A 26,900-nucleotide genomic window follows, 5' to 3' on the forward strand; every position below is an offset into this window, starting at 1 on the left:
CTTGTATGCTAGATTAATGTTCTGATGAAAGGAGATTTAGACTTGTATGTCTTCAAGTGGGGGATGGAAGAGGTAGTTTTGGTCATATTCTACTTTGTATTTTTGTAGCATGTAGCGGTATTCATTGATAAAAGTTTGAGATTGGTGGTGTGCTTCTTGGTTTTTGATGTACCTGTAGACTTTTTCCACTTGACCATGACTGTAAGAAAAGGCCGAAAAACCGTTTTGCCATTCGAATCTTGTTTGGAGGTAACTTGTTTCATTCAGCCATTTTGAGGATTTGGATTTCACTGACTGCATGACGTCTGAGAGACAATGTACAGGCTTAAAGCCAAAAAGGCAATGGACATGGTCTGATACCCCATTGACGATATAGGTCTTGCAGTCGGTTTCATTGATAAGATTACCAATTACCCCGAAAAGCTCCTGCCTCCAAGCCTTGTCCAGCATGGAGCTGCGATACTTCACCGCAAAAACTGTCTGTACCACAAGGGAAGTATATGTGTTAGCCATAAATAAAAAAGTTGAGAAGTTTACTTAAAAAGTATTGATCAAATTTAGAACAAATGATGGTAAAATCCTTGATCCTCAGTCTAATTAGTCGTTTAATTTTGTATGGCTGTATATGATTTGATTACCTGGGTTGTTGTAGCCTTATAGGGCTCTGCTAGGAGCGGCCGATGTACTGGCCCTTTGGTTCACCCCAGGGATCGCAGAGCGGGAAGGGGTTTTATAGTCCCATGGGGACGGCCGATATGTGCACGTTTCTATATGGCTCGTCCCTCTGGGACTCCGTGTGGTGTTGTGATGGTTTGAATCCCCAGGTTGTCACCTGGGGTTATTATATCGGTCGTCCCTCTGGGACTGCTAGTTGCGGATGGTTGCTTAGGGAAATGGCTGGCTTCTTAGAGAACCGCTATTCTTCCGATGATGGGATGAGTAAGGTGCGCCATGAGAGGACGTGCTGCATCAAAGCTCCGCTAGGAGCGGTCGATGTACTGGCCCTGGGGTTCACCCCAGGGATCGCAGAGCGGGAAGGGGTTTTATAGTCCCATGGGGACGGCCGATGTGTGCACGCTTCTATATGGGCTCGTCCCTCTGGGACTCCGTGTGGTGTTGTGTGGGTTTGATTCCCCAGGGTGTCACCTGGGGTTAGTATATGGGTCGTCCCTCTGGGACTCCGGGTGGTGTTGTGTTGGTTTGAATCCCCAGGTTGTCACCGGGGGGTATTATATGGGTCGTCCCTCTGGGACTCCGTGTGGTGTTGTGTTGGTTTGATTCCCCAGGTTGTCACCTGGGGTTATTATATGGGTCGTCCCGCTGGGACTGGGAGTTGCGGTTTAATCAATCGAAGCCTCATATTCCACTTCGCCGTTGAGGCGGTGTTTGAACATGATTTGGTTGATGCTTTTGAGCTCTGAGTTGACGTTGTTGCCTTTTTCCTGGAGCTTTATGAGGTTGTCGCGGTAGGCTTGGAAGGATTTTTTGGCGTTTTCTTTGTCATTTTGGCGAAGGTAGAGGAGACCGGCTTCTTTGTCGATTTCAATCATAGGGGTGATGGCCAGCTTTTGGGCCTCTTTAAGGTAACCCAGCGCCAGGTTGTTTCCTTCTTCGGTATTGATGGTTTTCCGATAGACTTTGGAAAGTAGCAAGAAGTCTTCCTCTGTAGCCAGATGATTTACATACAGCCGGTCAACCAAACTCAAAGCATAATCATAATTTTTCAAATGGTACTCCTGCCATGCCGTATAGGAAATGGCTCCCGAAATATTTGCCAAAAACGCTTCCTTTTCATTATCAAACTTTCCAGGGTGCTGCTGCAGATATTGATCGGCAATCGAGGAAGCCAGTTGATATTGCTCACTGGAATACTTGGCCCCTATGCTCTGCAAGATGCTTCCGGAAATAAACTGTGCGGAAATGCCCATATCTAAGGCATCATAGGCATCAAAATAGGTTCCATACCGATTGTTGGTATAGGCCATGGTCGCCGCCGAGGCCACGGTAAACAAGTTGCCCCACATATTGGCGCGCCTTTCTGCTCTAATGGCTTTTTTCGTGTTCAGTAAATTATGTTCCAAAACCACATTTGACACCCGCTCAGTCAACAATTTAACCAATTGCTCCTCATTTTCCATTTGGGCCAATTCTGCTGTCGTCAACACGATCATGCCATTGTCAAAGGAAAAAGATTCCGGGGTAGTAGATTTGACGACGACTACACTAAGGTTTCTGTTTCGGTGCTTGATCAAATCCTCCGGGAATACATTGTAGACAATTTGATACAGGTAGTCTGTCAGCATATCATCCTCAAAGAGCATGTCGTTCTTTTTGGCATTCGAATAATATTCAATGGCGTCCTCATTGAGCTCATCGCGCAGGTCCCGGTCCCAACCATCCTTTTTGATATCAGCGGCCCGGTTAGCAAACCACACCGACTCCCAATAATTAAAAGAGGTAGGCAGAAGCTCTACGCGGTCTTGACTCACGAAATGAAAAACCTGGTTTTCCCCCTGGATGAAATACTGATACTTCTTTTTGTTCATTTCCTTCATGCCGTAAACCGGGATGGTATCGCCGGTACGATAAGGCAGGACTTCTCCTTTTACAATTCCCCAGGCTGCTAATTGGGCTATGGAAGTTTGGGGTTGTGAAACAAGAACAACAATAAGGAGGGAAAATAACAATCTTTTCATATGAGGAAGGATTAGTTGATGGGCTAATATAAGAAAAATGTACTAGGTACACGGTACTATATACTAAGTATTTTAAATCAGTAGACTAAAATCTTACTTTTTGTATTTATCATGCAAGCCTTCCCCTCTCAAGACCAAAGGCTGCATCTTTTCGATGCGGGAAAGCTGGGTGGCTTCCCTTTTGGCTGATGTGATGTGTTCGATATACTCTTTTTGCTTTCCTGGTGTTAAGGCAAAAAAAGCATTTTTAAAATCAGGGTTCTTTTCAAATGCATCCTCCAAAATTGCGGGGAGATCAACTTTGCTGTTTTTCTCTGGCTTCCATGTTTTCCCCATTTTTGCGTTTTGGATTGCTTCCAATACATATTCTCTTACCTTATCAACATCAATTTCTTTGGCAGCGTAAAATTTCCAATGCCGCAAAGCTTTTGTCTTCCCCTCTTGGGAATTGCCCAACACCCCTAGGGGATCAGTTAAAAATACGCCATCGTAAAACCAAATAGATACATAGTTTTTGAATGCGCCAACACTGATTACATTGATATTATTGATCACATACACATCAGCTCCCCATTTGGTTGTTCTTTCAAGCTCCGTTTCTTCTATGATGGATTTTAGCAGGTCGACTTCGGCATTCCAGGCTTCGTTTTTCATTAGGCAAAACAGTTTAATAATTTAATTCGAATCCCAATTCTTTAGCTCTTTATAAACCTTGTGCACAGGAAGGCCCATTACCGTGTAAAAACTGCCGATGATCTTGTCCACCCCCACATAGCCAATCCATTCCTGGATACCGTAGGCACCGGCCTTATCAAAGGGTTTGTAGCGCTCAATGTAATACTGGATTTCAGCATCGTTGATTTCTGCAAAATGGACCTGGGTGACATCATCAAAGCTGATGGTTTTATGAGAGTCCATCATGCAGACGCCAGTGATTACCTTGTGAATTCGGCCTGAGAGGTTGCGTAGCATTTGGTGGGCATCTTCCTTTGTGGCAGGCTTTTCCAGGATTTTATGATCGGTAATCACTACGGTGTCAGAAGTAATAATCAAGTCCTCCTCCTTTAAACTGGAGCGGAAAGCCTCTGCTTTTTTTCTAGCCAGGTATTCGGCCACCTTTTCATGAGGCAGCTCGGGAGGATAGGACTCATCCGTGTCCTTGCTTTTTACCTGAAAGGCAATATCCAACCCCTTAAGAAGTTCTTGCCTTCTGGGAGATTTGGACGCCAGGATTACATTTTTTTCCAAGATCAACATGGCCTAGTGACTGCTGATGGTGTTGACGTGATTTTCAAAAAGCTCATAAGGAAACTCGAAATCATCCTGTAGGACGGATCCAAAGATCAATCCCGACAAAGCCTTAGGATAAAAATAAGTGGATTTCTGAGGCATAACCGACCCGCTTTCACACACTGCGATTACCTCCTTCATGGAGATTTCCTTGGTGATCACTGCGAAGTTGGCTTCTCCCTTCGAAACCTTTAAATGGCACCGGCTTAAGTTGCGCTCATAGTCGATGTTGTCTGAGAAGCGCTGTTTTTCCATGGGTATTCCCAAAATCCTTTCAATGAAAAAGTAGTGCAATATGGAAAGGTCCAAATGCTTCACCGCATCGGGAAGGTTGTGGTTAAATTCCATGAATTTTTCCGGCTTTAGGCGGATTTTATAGGCGGATTCTGGGAAAATGAGCCCGAATGCCCATTGTTTGTGCAGAATCAGCTCTTCGATTTCCTGGGGGTCATTGAGGGTTTTGATGATGAAGTCGTTTTCCAAGCGGGAAAGAATTTCTTCCTCCGAGATCTTGAGATTTTGAAATACCCGGTGCGTTGGCAAGATCCTTAAATCTTTGGTTTCCGCATTTGTAAGGTACATCATATGATAATTGTAAGCCTCTTTGCCGGTGTGAGCCGGGTTGTTGGCCATCATCTCCTTGCGATAGGAGAGGGCACCTTCATAGCGGTGGTGTCCATCGGCAAGTATGATTTTCTTATCCCGAAGGGTCTGAAGAAATTCCGAAATAATTCGCGCATCATGGATAACGCCCAGCTTTTCCCTTACCCCCTGATAATCCTCAATATCATAAAGCGGGTCGGCTACGGCCTGATCCATGTATTTTTCCAACACATGGTCTGGATCCCGATAAAGGCCATGCGTGGGGCTGGATTGAAAGCCAGTCTCTTTTAACAACTCAATTCGGTCATTGACGGCCTTTGCAATGGTGTTCTCATGACGGAGAATTACATTCTCATCCCAATCGTATGCCTTGACGTTGATTATAAACCCCTTTCGGCACATGTCCCGGTCCTGTCCAGGCAGTCGAAAGTATTGGTAATACACATAAATGCCCGGGATGCGGTCCTGTTGGATCACACCGGTGCTTTTCCATACCTCCAATGTGGCCTTGGCCTGCTGGGCCGGGTTTTCACCTTTGGGTACAGATAGGTGTATGCTGTTATGAGGGTTTTTGTATAAAGCCTCCCTTTGCTTGGGCGATACCACATCAAATAGGGGAGAAGAGAGCTCCTCTATCTGCGAACTCAATCCGGGGTTATACCGCCAAGCTTTAATAGGTAGGATTTCAGCCATGTTTTAGTCTGTTTTTCCAATTGGAGGTCACACTTCCCGTGCCGCTCTCCGCAATTTGGTGTTTGGGTTTCTGTTGTTCCAATAAGAATACACCGGCCGCTGCCAATATTTTCTGTTCTTCGGAGGTGAACTCTTCATCAAGAATCTCCGGGGAGAAATGCTTTTCCACAAACTTGGTGTCAAAATCCCCGCTGGTAAAAGCCTGGTGCTGCAACACAAACTTGCAGAATGGCAAGGTGGTTTCGATCCCTGTGATTTGGTATTCATCTATTGCCCTTACCATTCTCTCGATTGCCTTCTCCCTGGTTTCCCCATGGGTAACCAATTTGGCTATCATTGGGTCATAATAGATGGGGATATCCATGCCCTGCTCAAACCCATCATCTACCCTGATTCCAGGGCCTTGTGGTCTTTTGTAGGTTATCAGCTTTCCGATATCTGGGAGGAAATTGTTTTTTGGATCTTCCGCATACACCCTCACTTCCACAGAATGCCCGTTGATCTTGAGCTCATCCTGCTGAAAGGATATGGGCTGGCCTTCGGCAATGTGGATCTGCTCCTTCACCAAGTCGATGCCGGTAATGAGTTCCGTTACGGGGTGCTCCACCTGCAGTCGGGTGTTCATTTCCAGGAAATAAAAGTTGAGGTTTTCATCCACGATAAATTCCACGGTGCCTGCACCATAATAATTACAGGCTTTTGCCACACCGATCGCCGCCTCGCCCATGGCTTGGCGCTTTTCTTCGGTGATGACCGCGGACGGGGCCTCTTCTATGACCTTCTGGTGGCGGCGCTGCACGGAGCATTCACGCTCAAAAAGGTGGACTACGTTGCCAAGTTGATCTCCCAAAACCTGAATCTCAATGTGTCTTGGGGAAGTGATAAATTTCTCTATAAATACGGCACCATCACCAAAGGCGGAAACAGCCTCGGAAATAGCCCTTTGCATCTGCTCTTCAAACTCTTCTTCGTTTTCAACCACTCTCATACCTTTTCCGCCTCCACCAGCACTGGCTTTGATCAGGATTGGGTACCCGATTTCGGCGGCAGTTTTCTTGGCTTCCGGTATGTCGTCAATGGCTTCTTCGGTACCCGGTACCATGGGGATGTCATACTTGCTAACGGCCTGCTTGGCAGCCAGCTTGCTTCCCATTACTTCGATTGCTTCGGGAGAGGGGCCTATAAAAATTAGGCCTGCGTCCGTCACTTTCTTGGCAAACTGGGCATTTTCGGATAAAAAGCCGTATCCGGGATGGATGGCGTCCACATTTAATTCCTTACAGACCTCAATAATCTTGTCGCCTAAGAGGTAGGATTGGGCCGATGGGGCAGGGCCCAGGCATACGGCTTCGTCGGCATATCTTACGTGCAGGGCGTTTCGATCGGCTTCGCTATAGACGGCAACGGTCTTGATGCCCATCTCGCGGGCAGTCCTCATTACCCTTAAACTTATTTCCCCTCTGTTGGCTACTAAAATTTTATTGATTTTTCTCATGTATGGGTAGGCTTAAACTAAGAATCACACGAATTAAGCAAATAAATATGAGCTTTTGAAAGAATATTTGATTTGTAGGCTTTTTTTTGTTGTAACAGTCAAAATGTATTAGTTTTGGGCGTTTGTGGGCGTTGTAAAGCCAGCAAGGAGTTATTACCTAAACCTTTTAAAAGCTTTGGATATATTTGAGAAATTAAATACCAATCTTGGCCCATTGGGCAAGCATTCGGAATTGTCAGAGGGTTATTTCATGTTTCCCAAACTGGAGGGAGAAATCGCCCCTAGGATGAAATTCAAGGGTAAAGAGGTGTTGACCTGGAGTTTGAACAACTACTTGGGTCTTGCCAACCACCCTGAGATCAGGAAGGCCGATGAAGAAGCTGCAAAAAGGTGGGGTGCTGCCTACCCCATGGGGGCACGTATGATGTCGGGCAACACGGATTTGCATGAGCAGTTGGAAAATGAGTTGGCGGAATTTGTAGGCAAGGAGAAATCCTACTTGCTGAACTACGGTTATCAGGGGATCATGTCGGCTATCGACGCTTTGGTGGACCGTAAGGATGTAATTGTCTATGACAGCGAATGTCACGCCTGTATTATAGACGCATTGAGAATGCACATCGGTAAGCGGTTTGTGTACCCTCACAATGATATGGACAGCTTTGAGAAGCAACTTCAAAGAGCTACAAAGTTGACAAATGAGACTGGAGGCGGTATCTTGGTAATCACCGAGGGCGTTTTTGGTATGACTGGCAACATGGGTAACCTCAAAGGAATAGTTTCCTTGAAGGAGAAATACCAGTTCAGACTTTTGGTCGATGATGCGCATGGTTTTGGTACCATGGGTGCCACTGGCGCAGGCGCAGGTGAGGCACAGGGAGTACAGGATGGCATTGATCTTTACTTCTCTACTTTTGCTAAGTCTATGGCCAGCATCGGGGCGTTCATTGCCGGTGATGAGAAGATCATCCATTACTTGAAGTACAACATGCGTTCTCAGATCTTCGCCAAGTCCCTGCCGATGTTATTGGTGGAAGGGGCCTTGAAGCGTCTGGAATTGTTGAGAAACAGGCCGGAATTGAAAGAAAACCTGTGGAAAGTGGTGAATGCACTTCAAAACGGATTGAAAGAAAAAGGCTTTAATATAGGAACAACGACATCTCCGGTGACACCAGTGGTATTAAATGGTACAATTGGTGAAGCGGCTACTTTGAGCAAAGATCTTCGTGAAAACTATAACATCTTTTGTTCTGTAGTTATATACCCGGTAGTGCCTAAAGGGATGATTATTTTGAGATTGATCCCGACGGCCGTACATACTTTGGAAAACGTCCGTGAAACTATAGCGGCGTTTGAGGCCGTTAAAGACAAGTTGACAAGCGGATTTTATAAAAAATCAGCCCTAGCAGTCTCCTTTGGGGAATAATTTTTAGATCAAAAAATTTGGCAGGTCTGTTGTTTTATAAACATTTTACCTATATTCAACGAAAAATTAAACTTATCATCAACCAACAAATTAATTTTTATTATGAACAGATTTAATGAAATCAAGGATCTAGTAATGGGCATGGAAGCTGATTTTGAGAAATTTTATGACAAGAAAAATCAAGCAGCTGGTACTCGAGTAAGAAAAGGCATGCAAGATCTTAAGAATATCGCTCAAGATATTCGCAAAGAAGTTCAGGACATAAAAAATGCTGAAGCAAAGTAATAAAAAAGGTGGCCATATCGGTCACCTTTTTTGGTTATCGGCCTGGGGCCTAGTTTAAGGTTTAAAGTTTAAAGCTTAGACCTTAAACTTTAAACCATAAGCCCTTAAACCACCATTCAAACTTTCTCCATTGCTGTATTGATTTTCAAATCCAGTTCCTTGGATGCTCTGAGGAGTGGTAGGCGGACTTGGTCACCGCAAACGCCTAGGTGCATCAGGAGGTTTTTGACGCCTACAGGGTTGCTTTCCGCATACATGAGTGGATTGATCTCCAGAAGCTTGAAAGTGGCCTTTTTGGACTCTTCCATGCTGCCGTGGCAGATGGTTTTGAAGATTTCGGGATAGGCATTGGCCAATACTGAGATAACCCCGTCAGCTCCGATTGCACGCATAGAGGTGGTCAGCAGGTCATCTCCAGAAATCAGCAGGAAGCCATCAGGCCGCTGGGCTGCTATAGACATGCATTGTTCCAGATTTCCGCTTGCCTCTTTTATCCCAATGATATTCTCATGAGCCGCTAATGCTAATGTGGTGTCGGCCGTCAGGTTTGACATGGTTCGGCCCGGCACATTGTATAGGATCACCGGCACTGGGCTGGCATCGGCGATTGCGGTAAAGTGTGCAATAATCCCCTTCTGGCTTGGTTTGTTGTAATAAGGGCTGACAGATAATATGGCAGCAATGTCCTTAAAATCAGTTGTCTTGATCTCATCCAGCACAGCTTGGGTGTTGTTTCCACCGATGCCGTATACAATTGGTACACGTCCTGCCGTGATTTCGATGGCGTGCCTCAGCACCTCTTTCTTTTCCTCTTTTGTCAGGGTGGCGGTCTCGCCAGTAGTGCCTTGGATTACCAAGTAATCCGCACCGCCTTTGATCAGGTGGTTGATCAGTTGTTCGGCTTCCCCGTAATTGATGCTATAGTCTTCATTGAAAGGCGTGACCATGGCTACGCCCGTGCCTTTTAATTTTTTCATTTCGTATATATTCGGGTTATGATTCAGAATTAAATCCGAAACCAGACCAGGGTCTGATTTTGGGATTAATTGATCTTTTTGAGATACTTGATCAGATTATCAATGTTTTCGGTCAGGGAAATGTTTTCCTTTTTAAGCATAAAATCCAGGTGAACTTGGTTAGCTTCATTAAAGAACCCCACCCGGTAAACCTTGGGCAACATCTGAAGCAGGTGGGCTGAGAGTGGGTCCATTTCCTCCTGCGTGACCAGTACCAAGTCTGTAGTATGGCTGGCAAATTCCCTTATCTTTTCATTAGGCTTTCCCAGCAGGTTAAAATCCATGTAATCAAAACATTCCGTTGCAGGATTTTTCTCCTTGTAAATGAAATGTAGGTTCAAGGCATGGGGCCAATGGCTTGGGAGAGCCTTTTGGGCTTCCGTGGCTTCGGCCTCATTGGCCGCTATGATGGATATGTTTTTGATTCGGTCAAACTTGACCAAATTGTGCTTGCCTGGAACCCTGCTTTGCTTGGAAACCCTGTGCCCAATAAATATCTTTTTTATCCACTCCATGGCTTAAATTTAAAGCAATTTATGGTTTTTTTGCTTTATTCAAATTAAAATCTGCTTTTACTGAGATATGTTGTCCGCATTAATGTTGACTGGACGGAAGACCGAAGACCGAGGACAGAAGAATTTACATATTAGGGGAAATTGATTAGCTGATCAGATCCATAAACTCCTGCTCTGATATCAGTTTTACTCCCAATTTCTCGGCTTTTTCTTTTTTACTTGGGCCCATGTCTTCGCCTTCGATGATGAAGTCAAGGCTTTTGGATACTGACTTTACGTATGTGCCTCCATGGCTTTGTACTACCTCGATGATCTCATCACGCTTGAAATGGTTGAGCTTGCCGGATGCAAGTATCTTCATGCCTTCCAGTGATCTGCTTTCCAGCTTCTGCTCTTTTTCCTCGATTTCAAACCGAAGCCCATGGTTTTTTAGCCTTTCGATGGTGCGGTTGTTTTCCTCATCTTGAAAGAAGGCCTGTAGGCTGGTTACCAAAGTTTCTCCGATTCCATTTATCTCCAACAGCTCTTCTGGACTAGCAGCTTTGAGCTTTTCAATGCTTTTGAAATGTTTGGCCAGTAGCTGGGCCGTGTTTTCACCAATATTGCGGATGCCCAAAGCGAAAAGCACCTTTTCAAAGGGTTGCTTTTTGGATTCCTCGATGCCTTTGACCATGTTGCTGACTACGCCTTCTTGGAAAGTGTTTCCCTTGATCCGGTTTATTTGCTCAGTTTGAGCTCCATCTACATTGCCTTCATATTTGAGCATGATATCGTGCACGGTATTTTCCTTTCTACAAATAGTCCTAAAATCCTCGGCTGGTTTTTTAAATATCACGGCTAGTACCACCGGTACGGGTAGGTAATCTTCTATATGGTCAAAAGAACTGTTCTGTAGGGCATCTTTCAGGCGCCAAATAACTGGAACATTGTAGGCTATGTTCTTTTTGGCTTTTCGCACATAGTTTTCAAATTTCTCCAGCAATTCCCTTTGCTCTACACCTTCATTTTCTGCCAAGAAATTATCTATTTGGGCTAAAGGGATAGTCTTGGTGATGGCATAAAGGGCCTTCTTCAAGGACACGAATAAATACCCCTCGCTGCTTTTGGTGTACTGATCGCTGTTGACCTCCAAGCCCAGGAGTTGCTCCTTTTTCTCGGGGAGCTCATAGATGTCTGCTGGCGACACGATAAGGTGCTGCTCAATCAATGCCCGGATCCGCTCGGTACCCATAGTGTCAATATCCATGGCCCGTTTGTGGGTAAAGTGTTCAATTCTACCCAAGGCCTGTGGCGGGCAGGTTTGGGCGTTGGGGCAATAATGTTTGGCCTCTCCTTCATTTCGGATCAGCGATGTGCCACACTCAGGGCACTCTGTGATGTAGGAAATGGGTTTTGTGTCAGATCTTCTTTTGTCAAGAGAAACTCCCGTGATTTTAGGGATGATTTCGCCGCCTTTTTCAACAAACACAAAATCCCCTTCATGAAGGTCCAATCTCAATATCTCATTGGCATTGTGCAGGGAGGCACGCTTCACGGTGGTCCCCGCCAGAGATACGGGCTTCAGCTGGGCTACGGGCGTGATGGCACCTGTTCGACCCACCTGATAGGTGATGGATAGAAGTTCAGTCTCGGCACTTTCTGCCTGATATTTATAGGCAATTGCCCATCGTGGGATTTTGGCGGTAAAGCCAAGCTCCTCCCGCTGGTCATAGGAGTTGATTTTTAAAACCACGCCGTCAGTTTCAAGGGGCAATTCAAATCTTTTCTCTCTCCAAAGCTCGATGTATTGCAATACTTCTGTTACATCTTGACACTTTTGGTAGGTAGGTGAAACGTTAAAGCCCCACTTTTCCAGTAAGTGTATAGCCTCATCATGCTGAGATACTTGAAGGTCCTCTCCAAGAAGTTGATAGAAGTAGCAATTCAAGCGCCTTTTGGCCACAATGCTGCTATCCTGCATCTTTACGGTGCCTGAGGCGGCATTCCGCGGATTGGCGAGAAGGGCCTCTTCATTTTGAGCACGTTCTTGATTTATTCTATCAAATTCTTTTCTGGGAAGAAAAATCTCTCCACGTACTTCAAAGCTGTCTGGGATATCCTCACCTATTACGGTAAGGGGAATATTTCGGATGGTCTTGATATTTGCAGTCACATTGTCGCCTTTGTAGCCATCACCCCGAGTGACTGCTCTGACCAGTTTGCCGTTTTCATACACCAAACTGATCGCTACCCCGTCAAACTTGAGTTCACAGAAGTAGCTATAGTTCCGGTGACCGAGTCCTTTGGCCACCCGCTCATCAAATGCCTTGAGTTCTTCTTCGGAATAGGTGTTGCCAAGAGACAGCATTTTATAGCGATGCTCCACGGTTTCAAAATCCTTGGTGATGGTGCCACCTACCCGCTGGGAGGGGCTATCCTCCTTTAAAAATTCAGGGAATTCGGTCTCCAGTGCGATGAGTTCCTCAAGCAGTTGGTCAAATTCAAAGTCGGAAATTTCAGTGCGGTCTTCTTGGTAATAAAGGTGGTTGTGATAGTTTATCTGCTCCGAGAGGGCGGTTATTCGATCCTTGGCAGCTGATTTTTTATCCGTTTGGCTCATAAAAGATAAGGGTTGGGGTTTGCCGAAAACTCAATTCCCAAAACTAGCGCTTTTGGCTGAAAATTGCGGACAATCGGTCTGATTCTTGATTAATTTCGGACAGTGAAAGGCCGAGTTTCCTATATTTGTTGCAAAATTGGTCATTGAGCTACAATTTTGAAAGCGGGTAGAAAACTTAGTTTCTGCCTATTGCTGAATTCAAGAGCTAAAAATCTAATTATGAGTAAAAAGGCGGACATAGAGGCCAAAATCCTGGCAGAGGCGTACAAGCTGTTTTTGAACAAGGGGTATAAAAACACTACCATGGACGATATCGCCCAAGGCTTGGGGATGAGTAAAAAAACGCTCTACAAATATTTTCCAGGAAAGTTTGAACTGCTTTCGGCTGCTTTTGATCTTTTGCGGAGCAAGCTTTCCATCAAAGTTGAGGCTTTGATTAGTAACACCCACATTCCCTTCCCCATTAAGCTCAAATCGTTTTTGACCATTATTGCCAAAGATTTGGCCCCGATCAATCCGGAGCTTTTGGCCGATCTGAGGGAACATGCTCCAGAGATTTGGACCGAATTGCAGGAGTATATCCGGGATTCCGCATTTTTGAGATTTCAGCGCTTGATAGAGGAGGGGGTAGAAAAGGGATTTATCGGGTCGCACATCAATAAGACTATTGTGGTACTCATCTACAGTTCAGCCATCCAAAACCTGATGGATCCGAAGTTTTTGGATCAATTTCCGGATCAGATGATGAGCGGGTTGGTGACAAAGCCTGCTGATATCTATGACCAGACAATTTCAATAATCTTCGAAGGCATACTGACAGACGAGGCGAGGGGGAGTTTTAAGGAGGCCTAATAACTAAAATTTCCGAAAAATTTACATCCGAATAAAATAAACCAGCCAATAAGGATTTTTGGAATAAGTTTTGGTAGTTATGGGTAGGTGTGCTTGAAAATACACCAAAAGTAGGGTGGAAATATATCCCTCCAAAGTTGCCCAAAAAATTCTATGCAAACGTTTGTTTGACGTTTAAAAAAATCTTTATACCTTTCCGACAGGTTATTCAATCGATTGAATAATGCACAATAGGTTTAATAGGTTTGATAGAACAAGAAAAGGTTTGGGCAATGCTCGAACCTTTTTTTATTTAGGATTTTTATCTAAATATGACCAAGTTAAACTTTACATATTTTTTAGTTTCGCTATTTTGCCTGCTGCTAGCCTTTTGCAGCAGCCCGCAAGAAGAACATCAGGACAGCGAGGAGCAAACAGAATCTCTTGCCAATCAACCCAAATATGAACAGATTCTACACATGGGCATTCAGAAGATGCCCCGCTGGATTGAGCATTGGCAGATGCAGGGGCGGGAGTTTGATAAGATGGCATTTAAAATGCATAGGCAAACGGAATATGAAGTTTTTGAATGGCCTGAAGAATATGGGATGAACAGCGATTACCCTCTAAAGGCACACCAATTTGTGCACCCGGAGGACAAAGGAATAGTCGATCTATATGATTATAAGATTGATTTAGACGCTGATGGAAGAGTAGGATTCAACCCGGATAGTGAAGTGGCATATTTTCGGGCGAATGGGATGAAGGAAAGACTGCTTTTTATGGGGCCCATGGGCATCTTTGAAGACGCGGTGTGGGTGACAGGTTCTCATTTGTTGGTTGCGGGGCATGTGCAGGAGGGGGAGTATTTTCTTCCCAGGATCTGGCTGATCATTCCTGATGAACATCGTTATGTAGAATTTCACCATCCATTTAGCACGACCAAATACCAATCAGAGCAGTATTTAAGAAAAAAGCTCTCTAATTTAAATTTTCCTCAATGAAGCTTCAAGATGTTATTAGAAGATTTGAACGAAATTTGAAAAAACCATTGCCGGGAAGAGAGGGACAGATATTGATGGCGCCAGAGCCTTTGGATGAAGCCAGGTTCTATACCAAAGAGCCAAAAGGTGCCAAGAGGGGGGCAGTTCTCATTTTATTTTACCCAAATAAAAACGGCGTGGCCATTCCTTTTATCAAACGGCCAGTGTACAGGGGCGCCCACAGTGGGCAGGTTTCTTTCCCAGGTGGTAAGTGGGAGGAAAATGACGAAAGTCTGGAGACCACTGCGGTAAGGGAAACCTATGAGGAGATCGGAATTAATATGGAAAAGGTCAAAGTCTTTGGCCAGCTTTCCAAACTCTTTATACCGCCTAGCAATTTTGTGGTGGCACCTTATTTAGGTTTTATAGATGAAAAACCCCAGTTTCAGCCCGATCCTAGGGAAGTGAAACGGGTAATCGAATGTGAGTTCAGTTATCTCATTGACAAAAACATCAAGAAGCGCAAGGTCATGAATTTCAGGGATGACCTCAAAATGGATGTACCCTATTATGATATTGATGAGGAAATGGTTTGGGGAGCTACTGCCATGATGCTCAGTGAGTTGATGCTCGTGTGGGACAGGGTATAGGAAAGCTTTTATTTCTTTGGCTTGTGGTTTTATCTCATTTGACGTAATTATGTGGTCAAATAAGTAAGACCATGCAGGAAAACACCCCTTTGATAACCAACGATGCCGTAGTGTTAGGCATTTTGGTAGCCATATTAGCCTTAGTTTTTTCTACTAGTGCCAGCAAGCGAATTTTCTGGACAAAGTTTTACAGGGTGGTCCCATCCATATTGCTGTGTTATTTCATTCCTGCGATACTGAATTCTTTTGGCCTTATATCAGGTGAATTTTCCAATCTTTACAGAGTGGCGGCAGATTATCTGCTGCCTACATCCTTGGTATTGCTTACGCTGAGTATAGATTTTAGGGCCATCATGAAGCTTGGTCCAAAAGCCTTGGTGATGTTTTTGGCGGGGACTTTAGGGATTGTCTTGGGTGGACCGTTGGCCGTGTTGATTGTATCGTTTTTTGCCCCTGAAGTAATTGGCGGTGCCGGACCTGATGAGGTATGGAGAGGACTGGCCACCATTGCTGGTAGCTGGATCGGTGGGGGAGCCAACCAGGCGGCCATGCTGGAAATGTTTGGGGCGAGCCCAGAGCTGTTTAGCCAAATGATTGCCGTTGACGTGCTAGTGGCCAATGTTTGGATGGCGGTATTGCTTTACTGGGCTGCCAAACCCAAGGTGATTGACAAGCTTTTCAAGGCGGATAGCTCAGCCATCCATGAACTGCAGGACAAGGTGGAAAAATACCGGGCCGGGATCATGAAAATCCCAACCATGGTGGATACCATGAAGATCTTGGGGGTGGGTTTTGCCCTTACTGGTTTTGCCCATTTGGTGGCGGACTTCATGGCACCGTTTATTGCTACAAACTTCCCTGCCTTGGGTGATTATTCTTTGGACAAACCCTTTTTCTATATCATCGTGGTAGCCACCACGGGTGGATTGGTACTTTCATTTACCAAGGCTAGAAACCTTGAAGGCGCAGGGGCATCCCGATTGGGAAGTGTGCTATTGTACGTCTTGGTGGCAACAATCGGGATGCAGATGGATTTATTGGCCATTTTTGATAACCCTACTCTTTTCTTGGTAGGACTGGTGTGGATGTCCATGCACGTGATTATCATGTTGGTGATTGCCTATTTGATCAAGGCGCCGTTTTTCTTCGTAGCTGTGGGCTCGCAGGCGAATGTGGGTGGAGCAGCTTCTGCCCCGATTGTGGCTTCAGCATTTAATCCATCTTTGGCGCCGGTTGGTGTACTTTTGGCTGTGTTGGGTTATGCAGTAGGTACCTATGGAGCTTACATCTGTGGATTGCTGCTGCAATATGTTTCCACTAACTAACTAGCATGGGAGAATATCGGGAATTCGTCTTCGTCTGTACAGGATCTGATTGCAAATCGGCCGGATGCAAAAAGCTTATCGGTGACCTAAAAGAGGCGACCAAATCGACTTATAAAGGTAGATTTAAAATCATAAAGACCAAATGCATGGACTTCTGCAAAACAGGTCCAATGGTCATATACAAAGAGGAAGTGGTTAAAAAAGCCTCCCTGGCATCCTTGCGCGAATTGTTTGATAAGTGATTTTACCTAGAATAAGGTGAAAAGGATACTGTTTCTTTGAGATTTTAAGTTGGATTTTATAATTTCATGATTACCCGCAATGATGCCATTCGCTAATTACTTTTTTCTTTTGGGGACGGAAAACCGAAGACCGAAGTAAGGATCATTCTAGCATCAGACCAAGAATTTGGCAGTTTTTGCCATCTTATGGGTGCAATTGCGGGTAGGCATATTTAAATTAAAGTTGAATTAAAATCCCAAAGAAATGCAAAGAACGATCACCAATCCCATTTTTGACGATAAAGTTACTTTTTTAAAGACCTCCGAGGAAACAAATAGGGAATACACGCTCCTGGAAATTGAGCTGGCTCCAAAAGGAGGCAACCCTCTCCATTTCCATACCTGCTATACTGAAACCTTCACTGCCAAAGAAGGCCAATTGGAAGTGAAACAGGAAGGAGGCAAATCCAAAATCCTCCAACCCGGAGAAAGCTATAAAGTGGCCATCATGGAGCCACATGGTTTTCATAATCCCAATGATGATAAAATCACCTTCCACGTAAAACTTGAGCCCGGGCAAAAGGGCTTTGAAGATTCCATCAGAATTATGTATGGGCTTGCACATGACGGTCTGGCTGACAAGCGGGGGTTGCCAAAAGACTTGGCCACCAACTTCATTTTGGCCGAGATGGGCAATATGGAAAGCCCTGCGTTTATATTCAAGCTGCTGTCACCTTTGGGAAAATATATGGCAAAAAAAGCCATTAAGAAGGGGAAGAAGAAGGAGCTTTTGGAAATGTATTGTAAGTAGTTTAAATAACCTCAGAGGATCAGAGGGCTCAGAGATTGCCGAACAATAGGATAGGTTTGATTTAGTTTGATGTTAAGTCATTTAGTTAACCGCAGAGGATCAAAGGGCTCAGAGATTGTCTGATTTTAGTTTAAGTTGGATTCAGGTTATAGTCTTGAAGTGATAAACTTTTGATAATTAATTGTTTGTGCGTAAATTGATTATAGTTAATCAATGAGCTATGGGCCGGTTTGTCAAATTTTTTGTAGTGGGCTTACTGTTTTGGGGGTGTGCCGATTGGGAAGAGGAGCATGGGAGCCCGGAAGCCGAAATTGAATGGTTTGAAGAAGTAAGGGAAATGCTGCGTGGTGATCTTCGGCAACTCGAAGGACAGTTGAGCAAAACGCTATATTACCATAATATGGATAACTCCTCTCTGCGCAATTATGTGGAGCATCTCTATAATTCGGTAGGTAGAGAAGCATTAAGGTTTCAACTTTCCCCAGAACTGGATACCATTTCAGTTTCAGTCTTAAACTATGACCATCAAAATCTGCTTAGCGAAATAATAACTTATTCACATCCCAGTGCAGTGGGCAGTCCGGAACCAACAGGTGGCAGAATGGATAAGTTAGTATGGACTCGTACAGTGTATCAGTTCTTTGATGACAATAGAAGGTTGAGTTCAATCGAATTGGAAACGCATTACCGGGAGCGGGAACTGTGGAGGACCTTTGCTTATGAAAATGATCTTTTGAAGAGAACGGATTATTATAATCAGGAAGAAATCATAGCTTATTATCAGTATGAATACGAAAATGGCCTGAAGATCAAGGAGAGCCTTTATGAATCTCCATTTGAAGCAGTAAGGCAAGATTGGTTCATCCACTATAATGATCAGGGGCTCATGAGAGCCAAATCGACTTTGCTAATGATGCCTCCCGGAGAAATGGGGGATGTATTTGAGTACGAATATGATGAATTGGGCCGGCTTACGGAAGAAAGGGAATACGGTATCAATTGGGGATTGCCACTGCTAGCCAGAAAGCGGTTAGAATACTTTTAGCTTAAACCGTACTTACATTCCTTGGTTATAATAAACATGTATAAATCAGGATTTGGAAGAAGAGAATTTTTAAAGGGGATGGGCTTGGTCAGCCTAATGCCATTGGGGATGGTCAAAGCCCTTGGCAACCAATTACAGGGGCAATTTACGAGCAATAGCTTTTTGATTATCAATGCCCAGATTATTTCTATGGATAAATCTGTGGGCAACCTAAAAAGAGGAGATGTCCTGATAGAAAACGGTCAAATCTCCCGAATAGGTAATGGGTTGACTTCTGAAAAAGAGGTGGAAGTAATCGATGCGAAAGGTAAGGTTTTGCTGCCGGGTTTTGTGGAGACCCATTGGCATATCTGGACTGGGCTATTCCGGAGTATGTCGGTAAAGCCTCCTGGTAATGGGTATTTTGAAACCCAACAGGAAGTTGGGCCCCACTTTACTCCTGATGACATGAAGGTCGCTTGTGAACTCGCAGGCGCTGAAGCCATAGATTCCGGTATTACGACCCTGCATAACTGGTGTCATAACGTTCGGAGTTTTGAGCATGCCGTGGCCAGCCTGGAAGGGGTTGAGGCCTCCGGTGTCCGTGCCCGATATTCATTTGGGAATGCTGTGGGCAGAGGCAGTGAGGAGGCCATTGATTTTGCACCGTTAGAAAAGCTGAAAGCTGATTGGGATAACTATAATAACTCGGGCTTATTTGATCTGGGGTTTGCCTGGAGGGGGATAGAAGGGAATATTGAAATAGGGACTTATGATTACCAGAGGGCCAGTGAATTGGGGCTGCCCATCACTACCCATGCTTCCAGGGAAGGGGTTATCGCTAGGCTCTCCAAGGCAGGCTTCCTGAATGAAAAGCTGCAGCTTATTCACGGCATGCAGGCAACTGACTGGGAAATTGAAGCCATGGTGGATGCAGGATCTTCCATCAGCATTTCACCTTTTAGCGAGCTAAGAATCGGTTATGGTTTTCCTGAAATGCTCAAATTGCTCGATAAGGGGGCGACGATAGGCTTGTCAGTAGATACCACCACGATTTCTGGAAATGCGGATATGTTTGCCATCATGAAAAATATCCTCAATATTACCAATGCCATGGCTCAGGATGAATTTCAGATCGGTGCGGAAAGGGTATTGGAAATGGCTACTATTGAAGGTGCAAGGTCTCTGGGAATTGGGGATAGGGTAGGTTCCATCACGCCAGGCAAACAGGCGGATTTGATATTAATAGATCCCAATGCGCTCAATCTGGCACCATTCACGAGTGCGGTGGATATACTTGTTGAAGCCGGCCAACCTAGAAATGTCAGCATGGTGATGGTGAATGGGGAGATTCTTAAAAAGGATGGAAGGCTACAGAAGCAAGACGCACAAGATATAGTCAATAAAGCCAATTCTGCTTTTGAAAGGATAAAAAGTAAAGTTTAAAGCTTTTACTTTACCAGTTTATATGTCTTCCCCGGTAGGGATCTGATCAGTCCCATAAACTCCAATTGCAATAAAGAAGAAGCCAACATGGAAATAGGGATATTGGTGATCCAAGACAATTGGTCAATCTGCTGCTCGGGGTTTTCTAAAAATGCTGCAATTATGGGCCTGTGTTCATCGGAAATGTTCTCAAGCGAAAAGGCTACAGGTTGATTTTCTTGGTCCTCAGAACCTTTTGACCATGACAGAGCTTCCTCCAGGTCTTTGGTGCCAAGGTAGATATTGGCTTTCATGGTTTTGATCAGCTGGTTGCACCCTTCGCTATAGGGCGATTGCAGGTTCCCTGGGACGGCAAAAATCTCTTTGTTGTAACTGAAGGCGATTTCAGCGGTGATCAAGGCTCCTCCCTTTTTTGCGGCCTCAACTACGATAAGGGCATCGGAAAGTCCTGCTATAATTCGGTTTCTTTGGGGAAAATTCCCCGGTACCATATCGCTGCCTGGTCTGAATTCACTGATCAGTCCTCCAGTCTCAAGCATCTGCTCTGCGGTATTTTTATGTTGGTAGGGGTAAATCTTGTCAATGGGCGAGCCCATCACCGCCACAGTAGGCAAATCATGCTGCAGGGCCGCCCGGTGCGCCTCAATATCGATCCCATAGGCCAAACCGCTCACAATGACAGGCTGGAAGGGAGCCACTTCCTCAATAATCTTTCGCGTGACGGTTTTTCCGTAATCAGTGGCATTTCTGGTGCCAACAATCCCCAGTAGTCGGTTAGCGTTTAGATCAATGTTTCCCTTTACAAATAGAACTGAGGGGGAATCCTCTATGGATTTGAGCCTCTTGGGGAATTCCGTTGAGGCATAAGTTAAGATCTTGACGTTTAATTTTTCGGCTTGCAGGATTAGCTTTTCTGCTTGGGCCAAGTATTGATTTTTCTGTCGAAGCAATTCTAAGAGCTTGGATCCTATGCGGGGGATTTTGGCGGCTTTGCCAGGTGCAAGGTTGAAAAAGTTTTGAGCGGAACCGCTGTAACTGATGATGTTTTTATAGACTGACGGCCCGATCTTGGGGATCAGGCTAAGTGCTAGACTATAAAGGTGCTCATCGTTCTTGGTGTTCATTTATATTATCCCGGATTTCAATTAAAAAGTTTTTGATCTTGTGGAGCCTTTCAATCATGGCAGCCTTGTCGCTCACCTGATGGAGGTCCTTTTTGATAATATCTTGGGCTCCCTGCAGGGTATAGCCCTTTTCTTTTACCAAATGATAAATTAGACGGATCTTCTCGATATCGTCTTTGGTAAAGCGCCGGTTGCCTTTCTTGTCTTTTTTGGGCTTGATTATCTCAAATTCGCCCTCCCAGTATCTTATCAAAGAGGTGGCTACTTTGAACATAGCGGCCACTTCTCCAATGGAATAATACTTTTTCTCTATTTCTTTTTCTTTGTAAGGCACTTTACTCTTATAATAAAATTGGCCCGATACACAGGGCAGGTTTGCCAAAAATAACAATTAAAATTGGAAAATAGAAAGTGATTTTGAGCAATGAGGGGAGGAATGTTTTGGAGACGGAAGACCGGAGCCGGAAAGCTCCTATGCGGAAGGAATTGGTCACAAAGGGCACCAAGTTAAAAAGAAGGGGCACAAAGGCTTCTTCGCGGACAAATTTAAAAAAAAACTGCCCAGAGGATTTTATTCTCTGGGCAGTAAGTGGGTTAAGATAGGGATTGGTTTTCCCTGGAGGCCAGTTCGAGGATTTTGTCAAACTCGGCCGGGTTGAGGTCTTTAAAGAAGTAATGAACAGGGTTGACAAATTTGCCATCTTTCTTTACTTCGTAATGTACGTGAGGAGCAGTAGAGCTTCCTGTGTTTCCTACATATCCAATGCAGTCGCCACGTTTTACTTTCTGTCCTCTCTTGACGTTGAATTCGTTCATGTGGGCATAGCGTGTGGTAAAACCAAAGCCATGGTTGATGATGATATTCTTTCCATAACCGCCGAAATCAGTTTTTACCACTTCTACCACCCCGTCGCCTGTGGCGTAGATTGGAGTTCCCTTGGGAGCTGAGAAGTCAATGCCGCTGTGCATTTTGCGCACTTTCAATATTGGATGCAACCTCATGCCAAAACCGGATGCCAACCTGCTTAATTCCTCGTTATGAACGGGCTGGATGGCTGGGATGGATGCCCAGTACTCCTCTTTGTTCATGGCCGTTTCAGAAAGCTCATCATAGGAAACCGACTGTACATAAAGTTTGCGTTTGAGCTGGTCTACCTTTCCCATCACGTCCAGGATCATTTTTTCCTGATTAAGGCCCTTCGCTTTGATGTTTCGATACCGGTCGGTACCGCCATACCCGGCATTCCGAATGGAGGAGGGAATGGGTTCGGATTCAAAAATGACACGGTACAAATTGTCGTCACGGTCCTGCAAGTCGGCCATCATTTCATTGATCACTTCGACTTCTTCCTCCAAAAGGGAGTAGTAGAGTTTGAGCTCTTTATTCTCATTGATGAGCTTCAGCTCTTTGGGGCTGTCAAAGAAATGGTTGAACATCATGATGAAGGCGATGGCCAGAATGGAGGCCAGGGAGATTATGCCTAAAATGTTGATGCCGACATCCCATTTGCTGGGGGTGTACCTTTCGTACTTGCAGCTCTTGGGATCATAGTAATATTTTATCCTACTCATTATTAATTCCTTGGTAATTCTTATAATTTTGTAGCCTTATTATTAGGCAGGACACAGCATTACCGTGATGCCTGCTAAGATAGACAGAGTAAATTTTATTTCCGAATATCGGTTACAATTCACCTAATATATGCGCGCCAAAGAAATTAGAAATACTTTCATAGAATTCTTCAAAACCAAACAGCATTCCTTTGTCCCTTCCTCACCCATCGTAGTCAAAAACGACCCCACCCTGATGTTTACCAACGCCGGGATGAATCAGTTTAAGGATTATTTCCTTGGAAATGAGACGCCTAAAGTCAATAGGGTGGCTAACAGCCAAAAGTGTCTAAGAGTTTCCGGGAAGCACAATGATTTGGAAGAAGTGGGGGTGGACACCTATCACCACACCATGTTTGAGATGTTGGGAAACTGGTCTTTTGGGGATTATTTCAAGAAAGAAGCCATCGAGTGGGCGTGGGAGCTATTAACAGAGGTGTATAAATTGCCAAAAGACAGGCTTTATGTGAGTGTTTTTGGAGGTGATGCACAGGATGGGTTGGATAAGGATATGGAGGCCTTTGATCTCTGGAAAGGAATAGTGGATGAGGACAGGATAATTTTTGGGAGCAAAAAGGATAATTTTTGGGAGATGGGCGATACAGGGCCTTGCGGTCCCTGCTCAGAAATTCATATAGATTTAAGACCGGCAACTGAAATTTCTGAGGTTTCAGGAAAATCGCTTGTCAACGAAGACCATCCTCAGGTCATAGAGATCTGGAACTTGGTCTTTATGCAATTCAACAGACAGTCCGATGGCAGCCTCAAGCCGCTTCCTGCCACGCACGTGGATACGGGAATGGGCTTTGAAAGGCTGGTACGTGCCATCCAAGGGAAGTCTTCCAATTATGACACAGATGTGTTTATGCCCTTCATTGCAGCGTTGGAGAAAAAATCAGGCAAGCAATATGGGCAAGAAGAAAAACTGGACATCGCCTTCCGCGTCGTGGTGGACCACATCCGTGCGATTGCATTTACAATTGCCGATGGGCAGTTGCCTTCGAACAATAAAGCAGGCTATGTAATCAGAAGAATACTGAGAAGGGCCGTAAGGTATGGGTATACTTTCTTGGGTTTCAATAAGCCATTCATATATGAGTTAATGCCATTGTTGGCTGAAAATTTTGGAGAGATGTTTCCAGAGATTGCCAGCCAGCAGGACTTTATTGCCAAGGTGATTTTTGAAGAAGAGAGCTCGTTTCTGAGGACTTTGGAAAACGGCTTGAAGAGGTTGGAGCAAATTAGAGCTGAATTAAAGGAAAATGGGCAGCAGGTGATCGATGGCAAAACTGCATTTGAGCTTTATGATACTTATGGATTTCCATTGGATTTGACTTCGCTTATCGCTAGGGAAAATGAGCTTTCAGTAGACGAGCAGGGTTTCCAATCCGAAATGGAAAAGCAGAAGACCAGGTCCAGATCCGCTGCCGAGCAGGAAACGGGCGACTGGGTTGTGGTGAATGAAGACAACGGGGTGGAGTTTGTCGGTTATGATGCCTTGGAGGCAGATACCAAAATCCTGCGATACAGAGAAATAAAAGAGAAGAAGGGTACCAAATATCAGGTAGTGCTTGAAACCACTCCTTTCTATGCAGAAAGCGGTGGGCAGGTAGGCGATAAGGGTGTGCTTCAAAGTGAAGAAGAAACCGTAAAGGTGATAGATACTAAAAAGGAAAACGACCTGATCGTACATTTTGTAAACAAGCTGCCATCAAACCCAAGTGCAGCGTTTACAGCCAAAGTGGATGGGATCAAGCGTGCCCTTACTATGAATAACCACACGGCTACTCACTTGCTGCAATCAGCCTTGAAGAAGGTTTTGGGTGACCACGTACAGCAAAAAGGGTCTTTGGTTAATGATGAACTGTTAAGGTTTGATTTTGCACATTTTTCCAAAATGACGGATGAAGAAATCCAGCAGGTTGAAAAACTGGTGAATGAAAAAATCAGGGAAAACATACAACTGGACGAAAAAAGAAACGTGCCTATACAAGAAGCTGAATCCATGGGGGCTACAGCCCTGTTTGGAGAGAAGTATGGTGATTTTGTTCGAGTTATTACTTTTGGGTCGGATTATTCAGTGGAACTTTGCGGAGGGACCCACGTACCTTCCACAGGGAAGATTGGCTATTTCAAAATCATTTCTGAAAGCTCCATCGCTTCAGGAGTGAGAAGGATTGAGGCCATTACAGCCAATGCCGCTGAGGATTTTATTAATCAGCAAATGGAATTGGTGAAGGAGGTCCAGGAAATGCTTAAAAATCCTAAAGACCTCAAAAAAGCCATTGAGGCACTTGTAGCGGAGAAAAATGAACTTAAGAAAGAAATAGAGGCGTTACACCTTAGCCAGGCGGCCGGAATAAAAGATGAGCTTAAAAAGCTGGTCAAAGTGCAAAACGGGGTGAATGTAATGGTCGCCCAAGTGACGTTGCCTTCTGCGGATGCCTTGAAGAAGCTTTCCTTTGAGCTGAAAAACGAGCTGGCTCCGATCGTGGCTGTTTTGGCAGCGGATATTCAAGGAAAGCCACAAGTGGCGGTGATAATCGATGAGGAGTTGGTCAAGGAAAAAGGCCTGAATGCAGGGCAGATCGTCCGAGACCTTGCCAAGGAAATTCAGGGTGGAGGAGGCGGACAGCCGTTTTTTGCTACCGCAGGCGGCAAGAAGCTTGAGGGTTTGCCGGCAGTAATAGATAAGGCCAAGAGTTTATTTGCCGAATTATAGTAATCTAATAAGATTTGTTTTTGTAAAAATAGAACTTCAAATTTGAAGGGCTATATTTAACCATAGATATAAAGAATGCTTTCAGCAGAAATCAAAGATAAATATGAATTGGTAGTAGGACTTGAGGTCCACGCCCAGTTGCTCACCCAGAGCAAAATGTACAATTCTGACTCTACGGAGTACGGCAATATGCCAAATACGAATATTTCGGTCATCACCCTAGGTCACCCGGGCACCCTTCCAAAGGTCAACAAAAAGGCCGTGGAATTTGCCATGAAAATGGGTATCGCCTGTGAGTCGGAGATCAACAGGACCAACATTTTTGCGCGTAAAAACTATTTTTACCCAGATCTTCCAAAAGGCTATCAGATCACCCAGGACAAAGGACCGATCTGTAAAGGTGGAAAGGTCTATATCACTTTAAACGGTGCGGAAAAATCCATTGCCATCACTAGAATCCATATGGAGGAAGATGCCGGTAAGTCTATGCACCTTGCAGGGGAAGTGGATACATTGGTAGACTTCAACCGGGCCGGGGTGCCACTTATCGAAATCGTGTCTGAACCGGATATGAGGTCTTCAGAAGAGGCTTATGCTTATTTGGCCGAGATCAAGAGATTGGTAAGGTATCTTGATATTTGTGATGGCAATATGGAAGAGGGTTCATTGAGATGTGACGCCAATATTTCGGTGATGTTGAAAGGCTCGGACACCTTTGGTAAAAAGGTGGAGGTGAAAAACATGAACTCTTTCCGTAACGTAGCCAGAGCTATCGAGCACGAGTTTGAAAGGCAAATTCAAATGATAGAAGCAGGGGAGGATATTCCTTCCGAAACCAGGACTTTTGATGCGACTACTGGTACTACTTCCAGTATGAGAAGCAAGGAAGACCTGAATGACTACCGTTATTTCCCTGAACCGGACCTGAGTCCCGTTTTGATTTCTGAAGAATGGCTTCAATCCGTAAGATCCGAGATGCCTTCTTTGCCAAGGGAGTTGTTCAAAAGGTTTGTAAATGAATATGGCCTGCCTGATTATGATGCGGGTGTATTGACCGATTCTAAGGAAATAGCTTTATATTTTGAGGAGCTTTGCCAGAAAACCAAAAATTACAAAGCTGCGTCTAACTGGATGATGGGGCCTGTAAAGTCATATCTAAACGAGCTGACCCTGCATATTTCTGATTTTCCAATTTCTCCGGCACAATTAGCCGAGCTGATTGCCCTGATAGATGAGGGGAAGGTTAACTTCTCTGTTGCTTCGCAAAAGATCTATCCGGTGATGATTGAGCAAAACGGAAAGACTCCTCTACAAATCGCCGAGGATCTGAACCTGATTCAGGAAAGCGATGAAGGATCGATTAGGCCTATCATCGAACAAGTGATAGCTGCCAATTCTGCCAAAGTGGAGGAATATAGGGCCGGTAAGAAAGGACTTTTGGGAATGTTTATGGGTCAAGTGATGAAACAGTCCCAAGGAAAGGCAGACCCCAAGGTGGCCAGCAAAATTTTGACTGAACTATTAGAAAATTAAT

Annotated in this window: 24 protein-coding genes; 12 read left to right on the forward strand and 12 right to left on the reverse strand. The window is 44.7% G+C overall.

Features of this window, described 5'->3' with window-relative positions:
• Positions 1–36: 36 nt before the first annotated feature.
• The 6 genes from tnpA to accC all read right to left on the reverse strand — a co-directional run bounded on the left by tnpA (position 37) and on the right by accC (position 6,777).
• Positions 37–513 carry an IS200/IS605 family transposase gene (tnpA, locus tag KI659_RS03765; protein ID WP_213943991.1) on the reverse strand — a complete coding sequence of 159 codons (477 nt, stop codon included), beginning with the start codon at positions 511–513 and terminating at the stop codon, positions 37–39.
• An 827-nt stretch (positions 514–1,340) separates the two neighbouring features.
• Positions 1,341–2,696 (reverse strand): hypothetical protein, encoded by a 1,356-nt coding sequence (locus tag KI659_RS03770; RefSeq protein WP_213943992.1) that lies wholly within the window; start codon positions 2,694–2,696, stop codon positions 1,341–1,343.
• A gap of 93 nt (positions 2,697–2,789) precedes the next feature.
• Positions 2,790–3,350 carry a YdeI/OmpD-associated family protein gene (locus tag KI659_RS03775; protein ID WP_213943993.1) on the reverse strand — a complete coding sequence of 187 codons (561 nt, stop codon included), beginning with the start codon at positions 3,348–3,350 and terminating at the stop codon, positions 2,790–2,792.
• Between the two features lie 21 nt (positions 3,351–3,371).
• A complete protein-coding gene (locus KI659_RS03780) occupies positions 3,372–3,953 on the reverse strand; it encodes a Maf family nucleotide pyrophosphatase (protein WP_213943994.1) in 582 nt (193 codons plus the stop codon).
• A 3-nt stretch (positions 3,954–3,956) separates the two neighbouring features.
• Complete coding sequence (locus tag KI659_RS03785; RefSeq protein ID WP_213943995.1) at positions 3,957–5,282, reverse strand: DUF1015 domain-containing protein; 1,326 nt, start codon at positions 5,280–5,282, stop codon at positions 3,957–3,959.
• Entirely contained in the window at positions 5,275–6,777 is a 1,503-nt protein-coding gene (gene accC, locus KI659_RS03790) for an acetyl-CoA carboxylase biotin carboxylase subunit (RefSeq protein ID WP_213943996.1), read from the reverse strand. The genes KI659_RS03785 and accC overlap by 8 nt, the downstream gene beginning before the upstream one ends.
• Before the next feature lie 175 nt (positions 6,778–6,952).
• Here accC and KI659_RS03795 point away from each other — a divergent pair, with 175 nt between their 5' ends.
• Entirely contained in the window at positions 6,953–8,203 is a 1,251-nt protein-coding gene (locus KI659_RS03795; RefSeq protein ID WP_213943997.1) for an aminotransferase class I/II-fold pyridoxal phosphate-dependent enzyme, read from the forward strand.
• Between the two features lie 102 nt (positions 8,204–8,305).
• Positions 8,306–8,488: a histone H1 gene (locus KI659_RS03800; RefSeq protein ID WP_213943998.1), complete on the forward strand. Its 183-nt coding sequence runs from the start codon at positions 8,306–8,308 to the stop codon at positions 8,486–8,488.
• A gap of 116 nt (positions 8,489–8,604) precedes the next feature.
• Here KI659_RS03800 and dapA read toward each other — a convergent pair whose 3' ends face one another.
• The 3 genes from dapA to ligA all read right to left on the reverse strand — a co-directional run bounded on the left by dapA (position 8,605) and on the right by ligA (position 12,618).
• A complete protein-coding gene (gene dapA, locus KI659_RS03805; RefSeq protein ID WP_213943999.1) occupies positions 8,605–9,465 on the reverse strand; it encodes a 4-hydroxy-tetrahydrodipicolinate synthase in 861 nt (286 codons plus the stop codon).
• 65 nt (positions 9,466–9,530) lie between these two features.
• Positions 9,531–10,019 carry a DUF6913 domain-containing protein gene (locus tag KI659_RS03810; protein ID WP_213944000.1) on the reverse strand — a complete coding sequence of 163 codons (489 nt, stop codon included), beginning with the start codon at positions 10,017–10,019 and terminating at the stop codon, positions 9,531–9,533.
• A gap of 145 nt (positions 10,020–10,164) precedes the next feature.
• Positions 10,165–12,618, reverse strand: a complete 2,454-nt coding sequence (gene ligA, locus KI659_RS03815) for an NAD-dependent DNA ligase LigA (RefSeq protein ID WP_213944001.1) — start codon at positions 12,616–12,618, stop codon at positions 10,165–10,167.
• A 219-nt stretch (positions 12,619–12,837) separates the two neighbouring features.
• Between ligA and KI659_RS03820 the strand changes: the two genes are divergently transcribed.
• The 8 genes from KI659_RS03820 to KI659_RS03855 all read left to right on the forward strand — a co-directional run bounded on the left by KI659_RS03820 (position 12,838) and on the right by KI659_RS03855 (position 19,909).
• Positions 12,838–13,470 (forward strand): TetR/AcrR family transcriptional regulator, encoded by a 633-nt coding sequence (locus tag KI659_RS03820; RefSeq protein WP_213944002.1) that lies wholly within the window; start codon positions 12,838–12,840, stop codon positions 13,468–13,470.
• Between the two features lie 311 nt (positions 13,471–13,781).
• The gene (locus tag KI659_RS03825) at positions 13,782–14,453 is read left to right on the forward strand and encodes a bifunctional isocitrate dehydrogenase kinase/phosphatase (protein ID WP_213944003.1); all 672 of its coding nucleotides are present in this window, start codon (positions 13,782–13,784) and stop codon (positions 14,451–14,453) included.
• Positions 14,450–15,082 carry an NUDIX hydrolase gene (locus tag KI659_RS03830; protein ID WP_213944004.1) on the forward strand — a complete coding sequence of 211 codons (633 nt, stop codon included), beginning with the start codon at positions 14,450–14,452 and terminating at the stop codon, positions 15,080–15,082. The genes KI659_RS03825 and KI659_RS03830 overlap by 4 nt, the downstream gene beginning before the upstream one ends.
• A 71-nt stretch (positions 15,083–15,153) precedes the next feature.
• Positions 15,154–16,407: a DUF819 family protein gene (locus tag KI659_RS03835; RefSeq protein ID WP_213944005.1), complete on the forward strand. Its 1,254-nt coding sequence runs from the start codon at positions 15,154–15,156 to the stop codon at positions 16,405–16,407.
• 5 nt (positions 16,408–16,412) lie between these two features.
• Positions 16,413–16,649 carry a (2Fe-2S) ferredoxin domain-containing protein gene (locus KI659_RS03840; protein ID WP_213944006.1) on the forward strand — a complete coding sequence of 79 codons (237 nt, stop codon included), beginning with the start codon at positions 16,413–16,415 and terminating at the stop codon, positions 16,647–16,649.
• Between the two features lie 244 nt (positions 16,650–16,893).
• Complete coding sequence (locus KI659_RS03845) at positions 16,894–17,439, forward strand: cupin domain-containing protein (protein WP_213944007.1); 546 nt, start codon at positions 16,894–16,896, stop codon at positions 17,437–17,439.
• 220 nt (positions 17,440–17,659) lie between these two features.
• Positions 17,660–18,484 (forward strand): hypothetical protein, encoded by an 825-nt coding sequence (locus KI659_RS03850; RefSeq protein ID WP_213944008.1) that lies wholly within the window; start codon positions 17,660–17,662, stop codon positions 18,482–18,484.
• Positions 18,485–18,520: 36 nt separating this feature from the next.
• A complete protein-coding gene (locus tag KI659_RS03855) occupies positions 18,521–19,909 on the forward strand; it encodes an amidohydrolase family protein (protein ID WP_213944009.1) in 1,389 nt (462 codons plus the stop codon).
• Positions 19,910–19,914: 5 nt separating this feature from the next.
• On the opposite strand, the gene dprA is transcribed toward KI659_RS03855, so the two are convergent.
• The 3 genes from dprA to KI659_RS03870 all read right to left on the reverse strand — a co-directional run bounded on the left by dprA (position 19,915) and on the right by KI659_RS03870 (position 22,605).
• Positions 19,915–21,033, reverse strand: a complete 1,119-nt coding sequence (dprA, locus tag KI659_RS03860) for a DNA-processing protein DprA (protein ID WP_213944010.1) — start codon at positions 21,031–21,033, stop codon at positions 19,915–19,917.
• Entirely contained in the window at positions 21,014–21,367 is a 354-nt protein-coding gene (locus tag KI659_RS03865) for a MerR family transcriptional regulator (protein ID WP_213944011.1), read from the reverse strand. Before KI659_RS03865 ends, dprA begins: the two co-directional genes overlap by 20 nt.
• Positions 21,368–21,627: 260 nt before the next feature.
• Positions 21,628–22,605: a M23 family metallopeptidase gene (locus KI659_RS03870; protein WP_213944012.1), complete on the reverse strand. Its 978-nt coding sequence runs from the start codon at positions 22,603–22,605 to the stop codon at positions 21,628–21,630.
• 130 nt (positions 22,606–22,735) lie between these two features.
• On the opposite strand from KI659_RS03870, the gene alaS reads away from it, so the two are divergent.
• Together alaS and gatB are read left to right on the forward strand one after the other, a co-directional pair.
• On the forward strand, positions 22,736–25,366 hold the full coding sequence (gene alaS / locus KI659_RS03875; RefSeq protein ID WP_213944013.1) for an alanine--tRNA ligase: 2,631 nt from the start codon (positions 22,736–22,738) through the stop codon (positions 25,364–25,366).
• A 75-nt stretch (positions 25,367–25,441) separates the two neighbouring features.
• Positions 25,442–26,899 (forward strand): Asp-tRNA(Asn)/Glu-tRNA(Gln) amidotransferase subunit GatB, encoded by a 1,458-nt coding sequence (gatB, locus tag KI659_RS03880; protein WP_213944014.1) that lies wholly within the window; start codon positions 25,442–25,444, stop codon positions 26,897–26,899.
• Position 26,900 lies beyond the last annotated feature (1 nt).

Origin of the sequence: Litoribacter ruber, assembly GCF_018449405.1 — a bacterium.
Lineage (GTDB): Bacteria > Bacteroidota > Bacteroidia > Cytophagales > Cyclobacteriaceae > Litoribacter > Litoribacter ruber.